The organism is Paenibacillus sp. FSL R7-0312 (genome assembly GCF_038004445.1).
Classification (GTDB): Bacteria; Bacillota; Bacilli; order Paenibacillales; family Paenibacillaceae; genus Paenibacillus_AQ.
This window is the reverse complement of sequence record NZ_JBBORE010000001.1, coordinates 3,499,653-3,520,442: the sequence shown is the minus strand read 5'-3', so window position 1 is coordinate 3,520,442 and position 20,790 is coordinate 3,499,653. Positions and strand designations below refer to the sequence as shown.

At 50.2% G+C, this 20,790-nt stretch carries 13 protein-coding genes; 5 read left to right on the top strand and 8 right to left on the bottom strand.

Features of this window, described 5'->3' with window-relative positions; all coding sequences use genetic code 11:
- The first annotated feature begins 29 nt into the window (after window positions 1–29).
- Window positions 30–701 (top strand): SOS response-associated peptidase, encoded by a 672-nt coding sequence (locus MKX70_RS15340; protein WP_340840279.1) that lies wholly within the window; start codon window positions 30–32, stop codon window positions 699–701.
- A gap of 235 nt (window positions 702–936) precedes the next feature.
- Here MKX70_RS15340 and MKX70_RS15335 read toward each other — a convergent pair whose 3' ends face one another.
- Both MKX70_RS15335 and MKX70_RS33435 read right to left on the bottom strand, forming a co-directional pair.
- The gene (locus MKX70_RS15335; protein ID WP_042238232.1) at window positions 937–1,713 is read right to left on the bottom strand and encodes an NAD-dependent epimerase/dehydratase family protein; all 777 of its coding nucleotides are present in this window, start codon (window positions 1,711–1,713) and stop codon (window positions 937–939) included.
- Between the two features lie 81 nt (window positions 1,714–1,794).
- Window positions 1,795–1,923: a DUF6442 family protein gene (locus MKX70_RS33435; RefSeq protein ID WP_445253834.1), complete on the bottom strand. Its 129-nt coding sequence runs from the start codon at window positions 1,921–1,923 to the stop codon at window positions 1,795–1,797.
- A gap of 272 nt (window positions 1,924–2,195) precedes the next feature.
- On the opposite strand from MKX70_RS33435, the gene MKX70_RS15330 reads away from it, so the two are divergent.
- Both MKX70_RS15330 and MKX70_RS15325 read left to right on the top strand, forming a co-directional pair.
- Entirely contained in the window at window positions 2,196–7,682 is a 5,487-nt protein-coding gene (locus tag MKX70_RS15330; protein ID WP_340840278.1) for a CBM35 domain-containing protein, read from the top strand.
- A 600-nt stretch (window positions 7,683–8,282) separates the two neighbouring features.
- On the top strand, window positions 8,283–9,308 hold the full coding sequence (locus MKX70_RS15325; protein WP_340840277.1) for a hypothetical protein: 1,026 nt from the start codon (window positions 8,283–8,285) through the stop codon (window positions 9,306–9,308).
- A gap of 423 nt (window positions 9,309–9,731) precedes the next feature.
- On the opposite strand, the gene MKX70_RS15320 is transcribed toward MKX70_RS15325, so the two are convergent.
- The 6 genes from MKX70_RS15320 to MKX70_RS15295 are packed head-to-tail and all read right to left on the bottom strand — an operon-like array spanning window position 9,732 to window position 17,011.
- On the bottom strand, window positions 9,732–10,913 hold the full coding sequence (locus MKX70_RS15320; RefSeq protein WP_340840276.1) for a DUF4432 family protein: 1,182 nt from the start codon (window positions 10,911–10,913) through the stop codon (window positions 9,732–9,734).
- The gene (gene pgmB / locus MKX70_RS15315) at window positions 10,910–11,614 is read right to left on the bottom strand and encodes a beta-phosphoglucomutase (RefSeq protein ID WP_340840275.1); all 705 of its coding nucleotides are present in this window, start codon (window positions 11,612–11,614) and stop codon (window positions 10,910–10,912) included. The genes MKX70_RS15320 and pgmB overlap by 4 nt, the downstream gene beginning before the upstream one ends.
- Window positions 11,592–13,850: a glycoside hydrolase family 65 protein gene (locus tag MKX70_RS15310; RefSeq protein WP_340840274.1), complete on the bottom strand. Its 2,259-nt coding sequence runs from the start codon at window positions 13,848–13,850 to the stop codon at window positions 11,592–11,594. The genes pgmB and MKX70_RS15310 overlap by 23 nt, the downstream gene beginning before the upstream one ends.
- A gap of 52 nt (window positions 13,851–13,902) precedes the next feature.
- Entirely contained in the window at window positions 13,903–14,727 is an 825-nt protein-coding gene (locus MKX70_RS15305) for a carbohydrate ABC transporter permease (RefSeq protein WP_039308352.1), read from the bottom strand.
- 20 nt (window positions 14,728–14,747) lie between these two features.
- Window positions 14,748–15,623 (bottom strand): carbohydrate ABC transporter permease, encoded by an 876-nt coding sequence (locus MKX70_RS15300; RefSeq protein WP_340784010.1) that lies wholly within the window; start codon window positions 15,621–15,623, stop codon window positions 14,748–14,750.
- Window positions 15,624–15,661: 38 nt separating this feature from the next.
- Entirely contained in the window at window positions 15,662–17,011 is a 1,350-nt protein-coding gene (locus MKX70_RS15295) for an ABC transporter substrate-binding protein (protein WP_340784008.1), read from the bottom strand.
- A gap of 315 nt (window positions 17,012–17,326) precedes the next feature.
- Here MKX70_RS15295 and MKX70_RS15290 point away from each other — a divergent pair, with 315 nt between their 5' ends.
- Together MKX70_RS15290 and MKX70_RS15285 are read left to right on the top strand one after the other, a co-directional pair.
- Window positions 17,327–19,159, top strand: a complete 1,833-nt coding sequence (locus MKX70_RS15290; protein ID WP_081956616.1) for a sensor histidine kinase — start codon at window positions 17,327–17,329, stop codon at window positions 19,157–19,159.
- A complete protein-coding gene (locus MKX70_RS15285; RefSeq protein ID WP_042238238.1) occupies window positions 19,152–20,774 on the top strand; it encodes a response regulator in 1,623 nt (540 codons plus the stop codon). Before MKX70_RS15290 ends, MKX70_RS15285 begins: the two co-directional genes overlap by 8 nt.
- Window positions 20,775–20,790 lie beyond the last annotated feature (16 nt).

Below are 20,790 nucleotides of genomic sequence, written 5' to 3'. Positions count from 1 at the left end.
CGCTATAATTGGATGAGGAGGTTGATTATATGTGTGGACGCTTTACCATTACAGTCACCCTGGAAGAACTAATTACGCATTACTTAATCGATGACAGCAAATTAGCTACGCTGAAACCCAATTATAATGTAGCTCCTATGCATAATGTTCCGGCGGTAATTGCCAGTGACGCGGGAACACGCTTGGGGGAACTGCGTTGGGGGCTGGTACCGTTTTGGGCCAAGGATGAGAAGATCGGCAGTAAGATGATCAATGCACGCGCGGAGACGGTAGCCGAAAAACCTGCCTTTAAACGGCTGCTTAAATCTAAGCGCTGTATCATTCCTGCTGATGGATTTTATGAGTGGAAAAAGGACGGGACCAGCAAGCAGCCATATCGGATCCTCATGAGTGATGGCAGCCTCTTCTCCTTCGCCGGATTGTATGACACTTGGGAAGATCCAGAAGGAAAGAAACTAAGCACCTGCACTATCATCACCACTACTCCGAACAGTTTGATGGAGGGTATTCATGACCGAATGCCGGTTATATTGAGACCTGAAGATGAGGCCGATTGGCTGGGGAGAGACAATGACGATGTCGAGTCCTTTTTAAAACTGCTGAAGCCTTACGATGCAGCGAAAATGCGGGCTTATAAAGTCCCTTCGGCTGTTGGAAATGTACGGAATAACTCTAAGGATCTGCTTGAGGATATTGGATGAAAAGCAAACCTGTCGGATCATACCTGACGGGTTTGTTTACGTTTTGTAACGAAAAGAAACCATTGAAGATTTAGATCCTTTATTTAAAAGCAAGAACCTTTACTCGGGATGGGTTTCAGCTTTTTATTTATATACATCGGTATTTATATGGCTTGCACAAAAAAAGCACACGAAAGATAATCTTCCCATGCCTTCTTTATATACAGGTAACAGAAATTGCGGGTTGCGCTGCTTCCTACTCCTGCTGCCCGCCCTGATATTCGGTTTCATCCTTGCGTATTTCCCGGCCCTCCGCCTTCGCCTGTTCGAGTAGCTCCGCCGCATCATCCTGAGGCTTGTATCCGATCAGCTCCTCCAGGTAACCGATGGTATAATAGTTGTCACTATTCGCCGAGGTCCCGTACAGATTCAAATATTGCAGTTCCTCATCCGCCTGGATACAGCAGTTGACCAGCTGCAGCAAATCACGCTCCGAGATCCAGATATGCCCTGCCCGCTCCGAATGGGGCCGGTCATCCCCGGGGAAGTTGCCAATCCGGATATTCAGTGAAGAAATCTTGCCTTGATCCGAGTACAGACGGCCGAGCAGCTCGATATAACATTTGCTTAATCCATAGAAGCTGTCCGGCCGGTAAGGGTCTGAAGGTCCCGTTGTCTCATCCGACTTATAATAGCCGGTCGCATGATTGGAGCTGGCGAATATAATGCGCCGTACCCCATTCTGCACAGCTGCCTCAAATAACTTATATGCACCCGCTACATTCCCCTGAAGCACTTTACCGAGGAAATCGTCTTCATCCTTAATCCAGGCAAAGTGGAGCACCGTATCGACATCCTTAGTAAGCTCCGCCAGCCGTGCTTCATCATTAATGTCCAGTTGAACGATTCCTTGCTCTTCATCCGCTTCTATATCCGCTCCGGTAACCTCGTATCTGCTGTCCTCGTTCAGCCCTTTGAAGAGTGCATTGCCGATTCTTCCAGCCGCTCCGGTCAGTAAAAGTTTGCGTTTCATTCATCCCATGCCCCTTTCCAGCCTGCTAGTCCTAAGCATTATTAACCGCTGGAGGGGAAAAGATTACAAACAGCTTGAATTTTACAGTACTAATGCAGTATTCGTCACTTGATGATTATCGTATAAATTATAAACAGCCAGGATGCTAAAAATAATCAGCATACCCAGGACTCCAAATTTCCTGCCTCTATTAAGAACAAATTTTACAATAAAGACCAGTCAAAATAACATAAGAAAGCCAAAAATATAGCAAGAAAACCGTGTTCCGGTCCCCGCCCCCTCTCCGGCTCAGCCAATCCCTCAAAATATCGCAAAACATGATGCGGAAAAACAGTTCCACTCTTATTTTATAATGGATGCGTAGCGCTGCAATTAATGGTAAGCGGTTTCAAGAAAAGCGGGGTTCATATCTTTGCGGAGGAGGGCAAGTGAACATATTTATTGTCAAAATGATCAGAAATTGCTTAGAAAAGGAGATTCATATGAGGAAAAAAAGCTTAAAGCTGCTCCCCCTGGTGTTGATACTTTCATTACTGCTGTCAGGCATCTCTTACGCGGATGTAACCTCTAATTACGTTAACCCGCTGATGGGCGGTGCTGATCCTACCGTGGCTAGGGCTGCTGACGGTTATTACTATTCTGCATCTTCAGGCGATAATAACATCACCTTGAAGAGGCATGAAACCATTCTCGGCGTATCTACGGCCAAAAGCAAAGTGGTCTGGAAGAAACCCGATAACTTCGGCTATGTGTGGGGTCCTTATATCTACCGGCTGGACGGCAAGTGGTATCTGTATTTCTCTTCCGGCCCGGAGAACAGCTTCGGATATGGGCATCCAAGCTCCTATGTTCTGGAGAACGCATCACCCGATCCTTTTGAAGGAACCTGGGAGCTGAAGGGCGAATCCGCCAATGAAGACAGCAACGGGCAGGTTACGGTCAAGCAGGGGCTGCTGAACACGCAGGGATATGGTTTGGCCTGCGGCGTAGTCTCCATTAAAGGGGAACCCTACTTCACCTATACCAAATACTATTATTTCAAGGACCCGCAGAATCCGGATAATACGAAATTCGATGAGAGTCCGACGATTGTCAAAATGAAGAACCCGTGGACCCTGGAGGGGCCGGAAGGCACGGTGGCCAAACCGGAATATGATTGGGAAAAGAAAAACGATAATATCAACGAAGGCGCTGCGGTAGTCGAAAGAAACGGTAAAATCTATTTTGCCTACTCGGCCAGCAGCTTCATGAATGATAACTATGCGGTAGGCGTATCCGTTGCGGATGCATCCTCGGATGTGATGAATGCGGATTCATGGGTCAAATATCCTGAGCCTGCGATGAAAAGATCGGACGAAAACAGCTCGTATGGCCCCGGCTCTCCCCTGTTCCTGAAGTCCGAAGACGACAGCGAGGATTGGATTCTGTATCACGGGATACCGACCCACGGGCAAGGCGGCGGGAACAGAGGAATCAGAGCGCAGCGGATCCATTGGGATGATAATGATTTCATCAATCTTGGCATTCCTTCCAATCCCGGCACAGTCCTGAACAGACCTTCCGGAGAAGAGAGAAGCGAAATCTATGAAGCCGAGGAGGCAAAGCTGTCGGGAGTAGCAAGAATCCCCGGAGCAACCGCTTATGCTTCGGGCGGCGTATACGAAAAATACAATAACAGCAGCACTAATGACTATATAGAATTTACAGTTAACACTACCGCTGGCGGGACCTACTCGCTGGATTTCCGATACAACAATAATACGGCGAATCCGGTTACTATGAAATTAGGCGTTAACGGGGGAGCAACCCGCGATCTATCCTTCCCTTCGAATGCCGGATTTGAGGCGAATTTCGATCTGAAATCCGTTTATAACCTTCCGCTTAACGCCGGAAGCAACACAATCCGCCTGTCCGGCAAGAGTGCTTTGGCTCTGGATGCCATGATTATCAAGCGCAGCACCTTGTATGAAGCAGAAAATGCCATACTGTCCGGAAATGCAAAGGCTGATGCAGATCATCCGGGTTACAGCGGAACGGGATTTGCCGGAGGGCTCTGGACCTCTAGCTCTGCAGTTACCTTCAAGGTAAATGCCGCTGCTGCCGGCAGCTATTCGGTTAAGCTGGGCTACAGCCTGGGATTCAACGATGACCGGACGCTGACTATGTATGTGAACGGGCAAAAGCTTAAGCAGGTCGATTTCTTCAGCCTAAAAAGCTGGGACCGCTGGGCCGACCGCTATGACAATGTTTTCCTTCAAGAAGGGGAAAATACGATCACATATAAATATGACGAAGGCGACACCGGCAACGTCAATCTGGACTTTATAACCGTAACGGAAGCAACTACCTGGCATTATGGAGCTGAAGATGCCAAGCTGGCTGGCGGGAACGATGCTGCAGTTGTTTACGCCAAAGACGGAAATCTGGGAACCGGTTATGTTACCGGGCTGTCCAAAGCGGGTTCGTCCGTAGAGTTCGCGGTAAATGTTGAGAATGCGGCATCCTATGATGTGAAGCTGAGATATGCCAAAAAAGCTGCAGGCACAACCTATGGCCTGTATTTGAACGGCACGAAGATTAAAAATATCACCCTCCCTTCTACCGGAGGACTTACCGTCTGGAAGGAGCAGCTTGACACGTTAAGCCTGAAGGCGGGTAAAAACACAATTACTTATAAAAATGAAACAGGAAACTCCGGCATTCTAAATATGGACAGTATTCATCTTAACAAGCGTACTCCGTGGAGGTATCAGGCCGAAGATGCCACCCGGCAAGGAAGCCTCAAGGTTGTCAGGGATCATTTATGGTATGAGGGCAACGGGTTCGTAGGCGGATTTGAGCAGACCGGGGACACGCTGAAGTTTGAAGTGAACGTCCCTAATACGGCTGACTATACGTCGACATTGCGGTATTCCGGTGTACAAAGCTCGAATATTACCCTGTCGATGATGGTTAACGGACAGAGAATCAAGCAAGTGTCCTTAACTCCGACAGCGAATTGGGATATCTGGGCTAACAGTACGGAGTCCGTGAATCTCAAAGCCGGTAAGAATACGATTGAATTCATCCGCGAACAAGGAGATACCGGCAGATTCAATGTCGACAGTCTCACAATTGATAAGACGAGCGGCGGGTTCATGAGCTCGATTGCGGGGAAGATCATTCCGGAGAAAATGGTCAAAATCCAGCCCAAGCACAGCGGAAAAGCATTGGATGTGGACAGAGTCTCCAGTGATCCGCTGGCGGTGATTAACCAGTGGTCCAACGGCGACGGCAATAATCAGCTGTGGAGATTCCTGGATCTCGGTACAGGATATTATCAGATCCAATCGGTCCAAAGCGGCCATGTGCTCGATATTCTTCCCGGTTCAGCGATCCAGCAGCTGTGTCAGAATATCAAAGCGTCCGGAACGATACCGGATACGCAGCAGTGGAAGCTGGAGAAGGACGGAGATTACTACAAGATCGTTAACAAAAGCAATAATAAAGTAATTACTGTAGAAGGAGCGTCCAAGAGTGACGGTGCAGTAGTGAGAGTAGCCGATGACCAGGCGAAGGATAATCAGCGCATGAAAATTGAAATCCGCAACCTCAGCAATAGCGAAATCAGTGCTCTGACCGAGTTAAACGGGCGCTATGATATTACTTTTGACGCGAATGGCGGAAGTCCGGCGCAGACAGTCGTTCAGGCTGCATACGGCGAACAGTTAACGGCTCCGGCCGTAATGAATAAAGGCTATGTGCTGGAGGGCTGGTACAACGATTCAGAAAAATGGGATTTTGCCAATCAGACCGTGCCGGGTGTAATGACGCTGACGGCGAAATGGACCCAAAAGGCGCCGGAGGTACAGATTGTCAGTGAGGGCTTGATGCGGGCGGGGCAGGACGGTATGCTCCGCGCCGCTGGTAAAGGTGAAGGAACACTCTCCTTCACCTGGTACCTCGACAAGGGCGATGGCTATGGTTATGGCGAGCCGGTCGGTTCGGGTGATAGCCTGACGCTGGCGGCGTTGACGGAAGCAATGAGCGGCTACCGCTATAAGGCGGTTGTGGCAGACGATAGCGGCTTAACCGGCGAGCAGGAATATATATTGCAAGTGCTCCCGGCTGCAGTAGAGTGGATTACCCCTGCCTTCGCGGTAGATTTACCTTCTGCGATGGACGCCGTTGAGGGCGAACCCTTGACGCTGCTTGTTGATGCAACAGGTGACGTGGAGTCTATCGGCTGGGAAATGAAGCGGCCAGACAGCGGCGATTGGCGGCCGCTAACGAGTGTTACCGGTGCAGTATACCGTTTCAAGCCGGGAATGGAAGAGAACGGTACAGCTTACCGAGTTGTGCTGACCGGCAAAGCGGAGGTGAATCCGGAACGTATCACCGGAACAGAGCTGGTGCTCAAGGTCTATCCGGCACATGAAATTCCGGTGATCCAGTCGTTCACGGCAAGTGTAAATCCGGTAAAGGAAGGGGATTCCGTTACCTTTAACGTTGTAGCCCATTCTGTGTATGGAGAGCTGAGCTACCGCTGGCTGAAGGACGACCTTGTGCTGGACGGTGCGGCCGGGAGCAGTCTGACACTGGATAAGGCTGCAATAACTGATGCAGGGGCATACAAGGTTGAGGTTACGAACACCCGTATGATCGCGGAGTATGCTTATGTGGATGCGGTCGATACAGAGAAGATTGAGCTGACTGTCAACCGTCAGCAGGTAACACCAACAGATCCTCCGGTGACAACCAGTCCGCCGTCATCTACGGCGAAGCCTGCGGCAACACCACAGCCTACCGCAACGCCAGGTCCTTCGGCTGCAGTCATTACTGCCGCTCAGCTGAGCAGTTCTGCGGTGAACGGTGTGGTTACTGTCCAGGTAGGGCAAGCGGCTGCGGTTGAGCTTCCGGTGAATGCCGGGACGCTGCTGGGAACCCATTCCCTCCGTGTACAGGGAGACGGAATAGAGCTTGTGCTGGCGCCGGAGCTGCTGAAGCAGCTGGCCGAAGCCGTGCCTGCTGCCGGGAGCAGCGGTGCCAAGATTGTGCTGAAGGCGCAGCCTAAGGCACTGGAAGCCGTGAAGCTGAAGACAGAAGCCGGCGTAGCGCTGAAAGGCAAGCTGATGGATTATGACCTGAGTCTGGCCGGGTCGGATGGAAAGGTTCACCGTCTTGCGGATTATCCGGTTCCGGTAAGCCTTAGCTGGCCGGCGGACGGACTTAATTCGAGGCTGCTTGGCCTGTACCGTGTAGGCAGTGACGGTACACTCTCCTATCTGGGCGGAGCAGCTGAAGCCGGCGGGTTAAAGGGACTTCTCGAGGGCAGCGGCACGTATGCGCTGCTGGAGTATTCTAAGCAATTCAGCGATGTTCCGCTTACACACTGGGCCTTCGAAGCCTTGCGTGAGCTGTCTGCGAAACATTTGATCAAGGGCATCTCAGAGCAGGCTTATCAGCCGGGCCGGAATATTACCCGGGCTGAATTCGTGCAGTTGATGGCCGGCGCGCTGCAGCTGGGTAGCAGCGGTAGCAATAATGGCAACGGCAGCGTGAACAACAGCGGGAACGATGGCAGCGGCACCAGCGGGAACGTCAGCGGGAACGGCGCCAGCAGTGGCAACACCGCATTCGCTGATGTTCCGCAAGATGCCTGGTACAGGGACGCTCTCTCCGGCATGGTGCAGGCCGGACTGATCACCGGACGGAGTCCGGTGTCCTTCCAGCCGAATGCAGAGATCAGCCGCGAAGAGATGACTGTTATTCTGATGCGGGCTTACAAGCTTCAGCATGGTGCAGCTCCGGAAGCTCCGGACAGCCTGTCCATGAAGGATGCTGCAGATATTTCGGGCTGGGCGGCGGATGGTGTGGCTGAAGCTGCTTCACTTGGCCTCGTGAAAGGGAGGGCTGACGGCACCTTCGCACCGAAGGCTCCTGCCACCCGTGCAGAAGCTGCGCAGATCCTGATGAATTATTTGAAATAGGGAAATGTAGAGCGGATTGTACCGGCTCTGCAAGACATAAACAAGGCGCTCCCCCTGGAACAGTATCCGGTGGAGCGCCTCTTTGTTTATGCTTGGATTACAAGCTCCCGCAGCCGTTATTATGCGAGACTTACTGCTGTCAACCTTTATGGAATCATACCATTAACTGGATATTGGCTTAAGAGGACTTGGTTAGTAGCCTAACCTACTCCCCCCTAAAGTTGTACGATTTTCAGGCGCGTTGATTCCCCGTAAAAAGGGGGCAAAAAGGCGCGCCATATCTGGTAGTGGTAAGTACGGACAACCCGAGGACTACGTGGATATAGGAACTAAAATGACCGTTGGGTTACTGAAGGCATTAAATTGAACATTCGATTCTGTATTTACTTTTTTATATAAGCTAAATCGGAAAAAATTGTCTAACAAAATATTACATTGTATAATTTGAAATAATAAATGCTAAACTAAATTTTTTCACAATTGTAACTGCGACTTTTGGTGTGTCAAGGTTTGTTGGTTTTTATTAAGGATATTGATATTATTGGAGGTTTCATATTGCGAGAATGTGTTTTTTGTGGAAAAAAACCAGAAGGAAAGAGTATGGAACATATAATTCCTCAATGGTTGTTAAAAATGACTGGAACTCCAATTAGAGAAGCATTTTTTGGTATACATCTTAAAGAAATCCGAGAAATTAAATTCCGTTTCAATTCATTTGTTTTCCCTGCGTGTACTATTTGCAATAATGATTTTTCAAAATTAGAGAATGAAGTAAAACCTGTTATTGAAAAAGTCTTAAATAATCAACCATTAATGTCAATCGAAATAAATTTGATGTTGGATTGGTTTGATAAAATTCGTATTGGATTATGGCTGGCTTTTTATAATTTAAATAATAACTTCGCTGAAATTGCTCCGAAATTTTTCATAAAAGATAGAATTGGAGCCCGTGATAGATTATTAGTTATTTACAAAGGAGAAAACATAACTGACGGTATAAACTTTTGTGGGGTACAATTTCCTCTGTTCCAGAACTTACCTTCCTGTTTTTTATTACGTATTAATAACACATTTTTTCTAAATATATCCAAGGAGTTTCTGTTTGCAAAAAATATTGGATTTCCATATCCAATAAGATACTTAGAAAACGTAAATAATTATCAAGCAATGAAAATAAGAAAAGGTAAAAGTCTCATTGTACCTCCATTTATAGAAAAACGATTTATTGATGGTGGATTTGAAATATATCAACCAATAATAAATCGGGAATTATTTGCTTCTGATCCAAATGAAAATGACTTATATGATAATGAATTTGTACGGAATCATATGTTGAATTGGGAAGAAGGAAAGGGAGCAATTTTTACTAAAACTGGCCACTTTATTTCAGTTCATAATTCACCAGAAGAACTAATCAATATACGGCCTTCAAAAATATATGATGCTGTTGAATTCTTTAATGAATTAGCAATTCATACATTCGAATTCCAAAACTTCCTTCTCAAACAAGAGATCGATTTATTATCAAATTTCGGAATAACTAAAGAGGATAAAGAGTATTTAGGAGTGGGGATAACTTTTAATGAGAAGATCATTGAGTTGCTAAGTTCACAATTGATTCGGTGACGATTGTGTAACATGTCATTTTCGCAAGTAATATAAGTATGTTTGAACCAAAAAACAAAGCCTTAGGTATAATTTGAGTTCTCGGGATCAATTTTTCTGTTTTCTAACAATTCATATACACTCATCCACGAAATATCTATTCTGAATCTCTTTGAAAGTTCTTAAAATATCTTCCAGCTGTAGCTGGTTCTCACCCATTCGGGCAGATTTAGTTATACAGACTACAATTATACGATGCAAGCTTGCCTTTTCGCTGTTTTTAATTGCACATTATACAATCACCTACGTGAGTAAGGAAATCCGTTCAGGTATAATGTCTGTACATCAAATACCCAGTTGCCGGCAGATTGCCGGCGGCTGGGTATGATTTATTTCTTTCTATAGTTGCTGAAATCTGCGCTGCATCCTCATGGCATCCATCAATCACTTTGCTGCACTTCGGATCATGTGCGCTAGGGTTGTAATCTCCTGCGGATCACGTGTTGCCCCTATGATGATCCAGCCGGTGCTCTGGCCGTGGGGGCCGATATAGACCACTTCACCATCGATCGTTTTTTGCTCCAGTGAATTGGGTCTGGTCTTGCAAGGCTCCAGCGCATACATCCGGTCACTGACCGCCCGCTTGGCGATTAGTGACCGGGGATAACATTGCAGCGAACGAATGACATAGGCTGCCGTATCCTGCCCGGCGTTCACCAGCATCTCGGCTGTCAGCTGCTCACCGCCCCCGTCTGCGCAATAGTCGCGGACCTGCGGTAGATCCGCAAGCCCCTCTACCGGCTCAGGAACGTATTGATAACAGCGGATCGGGTCCAGCCTCGTTTCGGCATCGTAGATGATTAACGGGTCCACCTCAGGCGGGGCAGAGTCGCGGAGCAGCATTTTTGCGGTGGAGACCGGCAGGATATAACTCCCCCCACCCGACATATAAGCTCCTGCCAGCTGAATATGATACCCGTCATCCACTGGCTGGGCGACATCCGTTAAATTCAGCACCGTATCCTCCCGGAACAGCGTAGCTGCCCCGTAACGGATTACGATCCGGACTGTTTTGGCATATACAGGCAAGGGCCCGTATCCTCTCACCGGAACATTACCTTCCAGGCAGATCTGCTGCTCATCCCAGGTCAGCCGTACCGATTCCGGCAGCGCCGGGGAATAGGACCCCGTCCCGTGGACGGTCCTCACCTCGTCCGGGGTACCGAAAATTTCTGGCCCTATGGCAGCCACCGCTGCATAGAAGCCTGAATCCCAGCCTGCATGTTCATTGTCGGACAAATCCACGTGATCCGGATGGAGCAGATACCGTTCGTCACGCTCCCAGCTGATTTTCTCCGCTTCCAGCCAGATTTCCCCAATGTCCATCCCCCGCTCCAGTATCACCGTAAAGACCAGCCGGCCATTGGATATAGTCAACAGGTGTATGTGCGAGCCGAAGGAGTCTGTAACAAGCGTCAGGGTGACAAAGCCTCCTCCAGGCAGCACCTGGGGAGTGTCCGGCTGCAGCTGCGCCAGCGTCAATTCGCTTCTTCGCTGATTGCTGTTTGGCTCATTACTTAGTCGTTCATCGCTTACTTGCCCATTGCTTACTCGCCCATTGCTCATTCGAACAGCCCCCCACTTCCGGAGGGACCGTTTAAACCAATGTGGCTAAGCAGAAACACGGGTTCCAGCTGTTCGAAGCTGGCGATGGTTAGATGAGCACGGGCAAGCAGTGCCCCGTCTCCGATGCCAACCACGCGCATGCCCGCCCGGATCGCCCCTTCTACACCGGCGGCCGCATCTTCAAACACAAAACAAGCGGCCGGCGCTACTCCAAGCAGCCTGGCTGCTTGCAGGAACACCTCCGGGTCTGGCTTCGCCCTGCCGATGGTGTTCCCGTCCGCCACTGCGTCAAACAGCGGTCTGATGTTCACCTTCTCCAGAATCAGCGGAGCATTTTTGCTGGCCGAGGCAATCGCTGTTCTGACTCCGTGTGAGCGCAACAGCCCAAGAAAGCTGCTTACACCGGGTAATACATCGTCCGGAGTAAGTGTCTCCAGTAGCTCCTTGTACCACTCATTTTTGCGGGAGGCCAGCTCCTCCTTACGTTCCGCTGTCAGATCTGTTATTCCGCCGGACCGCAGCAGAAGTTCAAGCGATTCCATACGGCTAACGCCCTTCAGCTGCTCATTGGTGCTCTCGCTGAAATCGAAGCCGAGCTCACCGGCAAGACGCTTCCAGGCCTGATAGTGAAATTTCGCGGTATCGACAATGACACCGTCCAGATCAAAGATAGCTGCCTCAAAGGGTTGTGCCCGCAACATAGCCCCTCCCTTCCAGCTTGTGCACTGCATGAGCATCCGGATGAATCGTGATCCGGTAGCGCTCCCCCTGCCAGGCAAGCTGGAAGCTCAGCTTCGTCCAGCCCTTAGGCAGCCGCGGCTCCAGCTTAATGTCCTTGCTCCACATCGCACTCTTCAGTCCGGCTAACCCGTATACGATCAGCTGCCACAAGCCGCCGCAATTCGCGATATGTATTCCCTCGGCAGCACCCTTCTTCTCCAGCGAAAGGTCGATATCCATCACCCGCTGCAGGAAATTTGCCGCCGCTTTCGGCTGATTCAGCCAGGAGGCCACAATGCCGTGAACTGCCACGGACAAGGAGGAATCATGGGTTGTAATCGGCTCATAATAGTCATAGGCCGCTTTCAGCTGCTCCCGGGAGAATTCATGCGGGAACAGCAGCATCAGTTCCAGCACATCCGCCTGCTTAAGCGCCTTGGACCGGTAATTGCGCTCCTGGGAGATGAAATGGCCGAAGGGTCTGGATCTGTCGGTCCAGATGCTATCGAAATCTAAATCCGCGTAAGAAGCAAAATCGTCAGACTGCGGAACAATATCCGTTCTGCTGTCATAGGGCAGCCGCAGCTTCTCCGCCGTGTGCCGGAACAGCTCCCGTTCCTCCGGAAGAATGTTCAGGCGCTCTGCCGCAGCCGCATAGCTGTCCGGTTTGCTGCCTTGCAGGCTGTCCAGGCAGGCAATCGTCTGCTCCAGACTGAACTTGACCATGCGGTTGGTGAAGGCATTGTTGCGGGTAAAGGGCAGATATTCGTCCGGTCCCATCACGCCGAGCAGCTCGCCCACTCCTTCCCGGTTCCAGTCTACCCGGTCACACCAGTACCGTGCCGTCTCCACCAGAATATCAATGCCGTAGTGCTCCAGGAAATCTTCATCGCCTGTTGCCCGCACATAATGGTAGAGAGCATACACTATATCCGCTGTTATATGAATTTCATGGTCGGCGTACTGCCAGTTGGCACATTGTTCATCCCCGCTTAACGAGGACTCCCAGGCATATCTTGCTCCCCGGTAGCCATAATTCTGCGCATTGCGTCTGGCTCCGTCCAGCGTATTGTAGCGGAACAGAAGCAGATTGCGGGCCGCCTGCGGGTTGGTATGCAGGTAGAAGGGCAGCAGGTTGATCTCCGTGTCCCAGAAATACCTGCCGAAATAGGCCTCACCGGCATACCCCTTAGCACAAATCGCCACCCGGGCATCCTCCGGTGCATTGGCACGAAGCAGATGATAGAGTGAAGCCCGGACATTTAATTGCGCCAGATCATCTCCCTTGATGATGATATCGGCCTCCTGCCACTTACTCTTCCAGCAAGCTGCATGCCGTTCATACAGCTGGTCCCAGCCTATCTCACGTGCATGGCTGAGCTGCGCAAGCACTCTGCTGCCGGCTCCGCCTTCCTCCATATCCCGGTCCGTGGTCACCGCTGTCAGCTTGCTGACAGTCAGCCGGTCCCCGGTCTGCACAGCGAACTCACCCCGGAGAGCAGCCGCCGCCAGGCTATTCTCCTCCTGCCAGATCACCGCTTCAGAGGCGTCCAGCGCAGAGTGCATGAAGATCCGGTTACCCTGCTCCGTCAGCGTTTCAAGCGACAGGCTGCCCCCAACTTCCGCAGTGGGAACCACACTATCAAAATGATTCATCCCATTGGTGCGTACATCTCCCCGAAGGGAAGCAGCAACCTCCAGTGTGCCTTCCCCTGCCAGCACCTCAACCTGTATGCGCTGGATACACAGATGGGTGTCCGCCATACTGATGTAGCGCTCGAAGGTGCACTGAAGCTGCATGCCCTCTGCTGTCTCCCAGATCAATGAACGGTGAAGACATCCATCCCTCAGATCCAGCCAGCGGCTGTAGCCGCTGATCCGGGAGCGGTCCATATCCAGGCTCTCGCCTGCAGATCGCAATTCAAGCCCCAGCATATAAGGAAGATTAACAATCTCCTCCTTCAGCAGCGGATGCTCTGCGACAATACCCGGGATGAACGTTCCCTGCTTGGACTTCGGATGCCGCGGCTTCTCCAGCGTGACGTTATCCGGAAAGCGCAGATACTCCTCATCCTGAGGGGCATCGCTGCATCCCTCCTCAAAGCTTCCACGGACATGCATATAGCCGTTCCCCTGGGTAAACAACCCCTCATAATGCTTATGCAGTCCGGCCTCATACCCGTTTTCTTTCAGGCACCACAGGTGTTCCTCATTCATCTGCAACCCCTCAATTCTCTTGTATCTTTCCATGGAATTCCTGTCCGCTCCGTCATCCCTTGACCGCTCCCGCAGCAAGTCCGGATACTACCTGCTCCTGCAGCAGGATATAGACTACAATACTCGGGATGATGACGACCATCGTAGCGGCAAACATAACGCCGTAATCACTGGCAAACTGGCTTTTGAAATAATAGAGCGCCAGCGGCAGGGTCCGGCTCTGATTGCCTGTCGTCAGAATGATCGCGAATTGAAATTCATTCCAGCAGAGCAGGAACTGCATGACTCCCGCCGTGCCGAAGCCCGGCTTCGAGATCGGCAGTATTATCCGGAAGAAGGTCTGAATGAAGCTGGCCCCATCCAGGTAAGCCGATTCCTCCATCTCCTTGGGAATCGTCAGGAAGTAGCTGGATAGAATGTAGAGCGAGACCGGCAATCCGAAGCCGGTATACACAATAATAAGTCCGATCAGCTTGTCATACAGCCCAAGCGCGTTAACCGTCAAGTACAGCGGCTGCAGCATCGCAGCGCCGGGAATCAGCAGCGAGAGGGAGAAGGCTCCCATCAGCAGCTTTTTACCGCGGAATTGAAAGCGCGCCAGGACATAGGCTGCCATTCCGAGCAAAAGCAGATTGAGCAGTGTTCCAAAAATCCCCACAATTACACTGTTGATGTAGAATCGGGATATCGGCGCGATCTGGAAGGCCTTCGTATAATTGGAGAAGCGGAAGCTGCTTGGCCAGCCGAGGGAATTGCTCAGAATCTCGGCATTCGTCTTAAACGAAGCCAGCAGCACCCACAGGAACGGACCCAGCGACAACAGGACAATCAGGATTACAAATCCATACTTAAGTACACCCAAACTTTTTTTCAACATTCTCACCCCATCCGCTCCATTCAGTTTTGGGAGCTGCCTATTCTGAACAGATTTCGGCATAGCAGGACAAAGATCAAGCCAAAGCCGATTAGGAAAACGCCCACGGAGTTGGAATAACCGAAGTTATTGTCCATGAGAGCGGTTTTGTAAATGTAAATGGGCAAATTCATCGTTTGATTGCCGGGTCCGCCGCCTGTTGTCATTAGAATAATATCCATCTTCTGCAGCATGCTTGTTCCCGACAGAATCACGCAGGTCCCGATAATATTGCGCAGCATAGGAATGATGATGTACAGGTTGATCTTGAAATTGCTGGCCCCGTCGATACGTGCCGATTCGAACAGACTTTCCGGAATGGCCGCAATCTCGGCCAGAATAAGAATCGTGACAACTGCCGCATAAGGCAGCCAGGTCATCGTGACGGATAGAAAAGCCGTGGCATAATCCATGAACCAGTTCTGGGAGTAATCCGCATTGCCGAATAAACGGACGATACTGTTCACCGCACCGAATTCAGGATTGAGCATACACAGGAACAGCATACCTACAGCTGCCCCTGAGATAATATTCGGAAACATGTACACCGTGCGGGCAAACTTCCAGTAGAATTCCTTCATACTAAGAATAACCGCGAACAGGGTGCCGATGGCAACGTGGATCGTAGATTGCAGAACGACCCAGATCCCCGTATTCAGAGCGCTTTGGCGAAAATCGGCATCGTCCGTAAACAGCTTGATATAGTTAGCGAGACCGGTAAACACCGGGCTGCGTCCGGCCGACCATTCCGTAAAGGATGTGCCGAACAAAATGACAAGTGAGACGGCATAGACAATAATAAACAATGCTACAGTCGGCAACAGGAAAAGCGTGATATACCCTCTATTTTTCCTAACCATCCATATGGTCCTCCCCAATCCTCAGCTTACATTACTCTTTATTTATTCTTAGCAGCAATCTCAGTCAGTTCCTTGGCAATCTCTTCAGCCGTTGCCCGGCCCGCCGCCAGCTTCGGATACAGGTTCTTCCAGGCATCCGTTACGTTCGGATAGACGATGGAGTCCAGGGTCCGGTAATGCAGCTGTGTCTTTTGAGCGACTGTGATCGATTCGACCATGATCGGATACTTCTCTTTAAGTGCATCTGATGGCTGAACTTCACTCGATACCGGCATGACATTGCCGTATTCAAGCGCGAGGGTCTGTCCTTCAAGCCCTGTTTTGAACTTGATGAATTTCTCCGCCGCATCGCGGGTTTCCGGCGTTTTGGCTCCGATCATATATCCAACCTCATAAGTGGAAATCAGGCTGTTATTCGGATACGCGGCAACGCCCACCTTTGCATCGAAGCCTTCACTGGATTTGGTCGGATCGCTGAAGTCTCCAATCATCCAGGGACCGTTGGCAATCATCGCTGCCTTGCCCTGGCTGAATGCGTTCGCTGCATTGGCATAGCCCGCTCCAAGCGCATCCTTCGTCGTATACTTCTCCAGCAGCTCCTTCATCATATTAAGCGCCTGAATCATTTCGGGCGTATTGAAGTCGGTAGGGTGCAGGGTGTTCATGAACGCCTTGCCGTTCTCCCCGTTAGTGCCGATCATCGCAGCAAGAATCAGATTGGATGTCCAGGCGTTCTCCCCGGTCATCAGGGCGAGCGGAACGAAGCCTGCCGCCTTCAGCTTCTCGTTGTTGCTCATGAATTCATCCCAAGTCTCCGCCGGTTTAATACCTGCCTTGTCAAACATTTCTTTATTGTAGAAGTAGCCGATATTCTGCTTCTGATCACTGATCGACCAGATCTTCCCGTCCCGGGTATTGGAAGCAAGTGCATCTTCTCCGATAGCTGCCTTCCATTCCGCGTCCTTGTCTAAATAATCATTGAAAGGGGTTGCAAGATTCCCTTTGATCAGGACATCATTAATTCCGTCCTTGCCCATAACGACATCCGGCACATCCCCGGAGGCTGCCAGAATCTTAATCTTATCCACGTATGCGGCATCACTTGGAATTTCTTCAACCACAACCTCCACTTCATTGCCATACTTGGCATTGAACTGCTTGATCTGCTCTTCCTCCATTTTGGCTGACGCATGCGTGCCGACCCGGAAGGTAAGATAAGAAATTTTGACCGGAGCTTTAGCCGCAGGCGCTGCTGCATTTCCTGAGCCTGCCGTTGCGGCTGCTCCATTATTCTCTGCTGAATTTCCTGATCCGCATGCCGTAATGGACATGGTCAGCATCAGCATGCCTGCTAAGGTACAGCCGGCTTTGTACAAAGACTTTCGCACAATAAATCCCCCTTTAGAATGATGGCTTAAGCCAGGGCATCCCCCTGCAGCCAATTACAGTTGTTTACAGCTCTCATTGTAGACCAAAGAAAAAAAGGATAGAATTCGTTTTTCTGCATGATCTTTTATAATATCTTGAGCAAATGTGATTTGGCAGCGAGGTTGGTGTAAGGGTTTTCAGATTTCTTTAACTCTGTATCGTTATCTTTACCATCTGGCCGGAAACGGCACGATTTCACCCGGCTCTGCTATTCGCTGTCAAGAAATGAATATATAATGGCTGTACTACAGACTCATCAGCAAGGAGCAACCAACATGTCCAATCAGCATATCCTGAAGCGGATCAGCCTTCGTCCCCTACTCGGACGTTTCTCCCTAATTCCGGTACGAAATAAAATGGTCATTATTATCTTCCTGCTAATTCTGCTTCCGATGACGTTCGCCGGCTGCTACTTCTATTGGAGCATCTCCCAGATTCTAACGAGGAATGCCAATGATAATCTGTCCCTGCTGATCCGCCAGACCAACGACAATATCGAGAAGTCCTTTCAGATTATTGATAATACCTCCCTGCATTTCCTCTCTACTAAAATGTTAAGAAGCTGGTTAATCGACGATATGTCGCTAAGCGATGACTTCTACAAGAAATTCGTCAATAAAAGTGAAATGGAAGAGGATTTGAAGTACAGCCTTATGTTCAACAATGCTTGGAATATCAGCCTGCTGTCAACGGCCTATGTATTTTTTGATAACGACAACTATGTATCCGTTCTGAAGTCCCCGCCAAACATTGAGCAGATTAACCGGAATAATCTCGCAGTCTATCAGTCGGTTAACGGCAGAATGGTCCGCGGCAAAGAAATATTGACACCAAGTCCCGGCGATCCCACGCTCTATTTCACCCGGGTGATGTCCAATATTAATCTTCCCGAGCAACGCCTGGTGCTGATCTTCGGCACGAATGAAGCTGATTTAGCGGAGAAATATTCCGGACTGCTCGAATACCCGGGCGCCATGGCCTACATCATTGATAACCAGGGAGTCATCTATTCTAGTGCGGGTAAGCAGGAATTAGGTTCAACTGCTCCTCCCGATGTTCTTGCGCTGAGGGATCATACGGAAGTAAGTGAGGTCAAGCTTAATCAGGAGACTTATCTAGCCGCTTCCCGCAGCATCGGTACGACCGGGCTCACCTTCATTGCCGGTATTCCGAGGAAGCAGGTACTCGCCAAATTATCCGGCAGCATGCACAATTATATTTGGTTTATCGCGCTGATCGCGTTCGTCTCGCTTGCAGCAGGTGTGTTGCTATCGCTTCGCTTCACCCGGATTATCCGCGATCTGCTGCGGAGTATCCGTAAGGTCAAGAAAGGGGATTACAACACCAGAATGCCCGCTTTCAAGGATGCAGAGCTCAACCAGCTCAGTTCCACCTTCAACAACATGACTGACGAGATCAACTATCTGATCAAGGAAGTCTATGAGAAGCATCTGCTGGTCAAAGAGTCAGAGTTCAAATTTCTGCAGGCTCAGATGAATCCTCACTTTCTGTTCAATACGCTGATTACCATCGGCTACAAGGCAAAACTGTCCAAAGATGAGACCGTTTACAAGATGGTAACGTCCCTTACCGAGCTGCTGCAGGCAAGCATCTATTCGAGCAGTCTGGCCAAAATCCCGATCCGGCAGGAGCTGGATTTCATCCGATTCTATCTGTATCTGCAGAAGGAAAGGTTCGAGGACAAAATGGAATACACGATCCAGATCGAGGATGAGGCCATACTGGATCTGCTGCTACCCAAGCTGAGTGTCGAACCGCTGGTCGAGAATGCTGTCGTGCACGGGGTGGAGCGGAAGCTCGGCAAAGGAAACATCAACATCCGCATATACCGCGAGAACGATTCGGTCTATTTCGAGATCACCGATAATGGCAACGGGTTTGAGCATATGCCCAAGAATTGGAGTCATTTCGAGAGCGACACGATGCGCAAGCAGGGCCACAACAATATCGGCCTGATCAACACGCATAAACGGGTTAAGTTGCTCTACGGCGAGCCTTATGGAATTGAGGTCGAGAGCGAGCCTGGGGCAGGCGCGAGAGTCACTCTACATATACCGGAAGATCAGGGGGAACTAACACATGTATAAGGTTATGATTGTAGACGATGAGCCTGTGATCAAAAAAGGGCTGCAGTGCTTCATCGATTGGAGTATTCTTGAGTGCGAGGTTGTTTGTGAGGCGTCGAACGGCCTGGAGGCGGTCGAGCTGCTGGGCTATTACGATGTCGATATCGTTGTTACGGATATTCGCATGCCGGGAATGGATGGCCTTGCCTTATCGGATTATCTGCACCAGCACTTTCCGCAGACGAAGGTTATTATTCTTACGGCCTTCGCAGACTTCTCCTATGCCCAAACGGCTATTCAATATGAAGTTGTAGACTTTGTAGTCAAGACCAATCCCACAGAGCAGATTCCCCGGGCGATTGAGAAAGCCACGCTGCTGCTGGAAAAAGAACGGGAGCAGAAGCAGAAGGTCCGGCAGCTGGAGAGTAAAATCAACGATAATCTGTCCGAAATCAGCGAAAAATTCCTACGGGAAGCCGTCTATGGCCTGATTAGCGATGAAGCCGGTCTATTCAGCCGCTCAAGCGAGCTGGGGCTGCAGCTGGAGGACTATTTCGCTATCTATATGGAGGTAAAAGATATACCTGGACCCCATGGCTCTGCCGTGAACCCGGCGAATGACCATTACCGCTTCCTGGCCTCCATCCGCCAATTCCTTGCCCTGGCCTTCGGGGAGCATCCCTCTTATATTATGGCCATGGAGAAAAACACCCTGCTGGCGCTTGTCTCCATGACCGGCGGCAATACCGCGGTCTCCACCCAGGCCCTGCTCACGATCAGCAATGAAATTCTCGCCATGGCGGAGAACTTCAGGCAGTATCATGTCAATATCGGCATCAGCCTGCTGCACCGGGATATATCGACGCTGTCAACGGCCTATTTTGAAGCGAGAGAGGCGCTGCAGGGCAGCTTTTATAATGATAATTATGTGGCTGTATATATCCCTCATGCGAACCAAGCCCTTACGCCTGCAGCCCCTCCCCATCATGCCGCCGAGCAGATTGCCGGACATCTGCAGCAGGGAGACAGCGAGTCGGCCATCCGGCAGTTGGACCAGCTGCTGGAGAACTACAGAAGCATTAAAGAGCCGATTGAGAATGTGAAGGTAGCCTGTCTGCTGATCAGCTCCTATTGCTTCCGCTTGCTGAGCACAAGCCAGCCCTTCGCACCGGAGATGGAGGAGAGCCAATCCGCCGTGTATAAGCAGATTCAGGAGAGCAAAAGCATCCAGCTGCTGGCAGATATCCTGGGGCGCCTGATTCTGAGCTGCTCCAGGGCAGTGGCAATGAGTGACAGACAGCCTAATTACATCGTAATTGAATGCCAGAAATATATCAGAGAGCACTACAATCAGAATCTGAGCCTGCAGATTATTGCCGACCATATCCATATCAACAGCAGCTACCTCAGCCGCCTGTATAAGAAGGTCACCGGTGAGTCCATCATCGATGTGATCAACAAGTACCGGATTGACATGGCCAAGAAGCTGCTCCGGAATCCGGCGAGTAAAGTATTCGAAGTCGCGGAAGCCGTTGGCATTGAGACACCCGCCTATTTCACTCATGTGTTCTCCAAATACACAGGGATGAGCCCCAAGGAATATAAGCTGAATTATTCACAGAGCGAATTGGGATAAACGGAAGAAGTACACC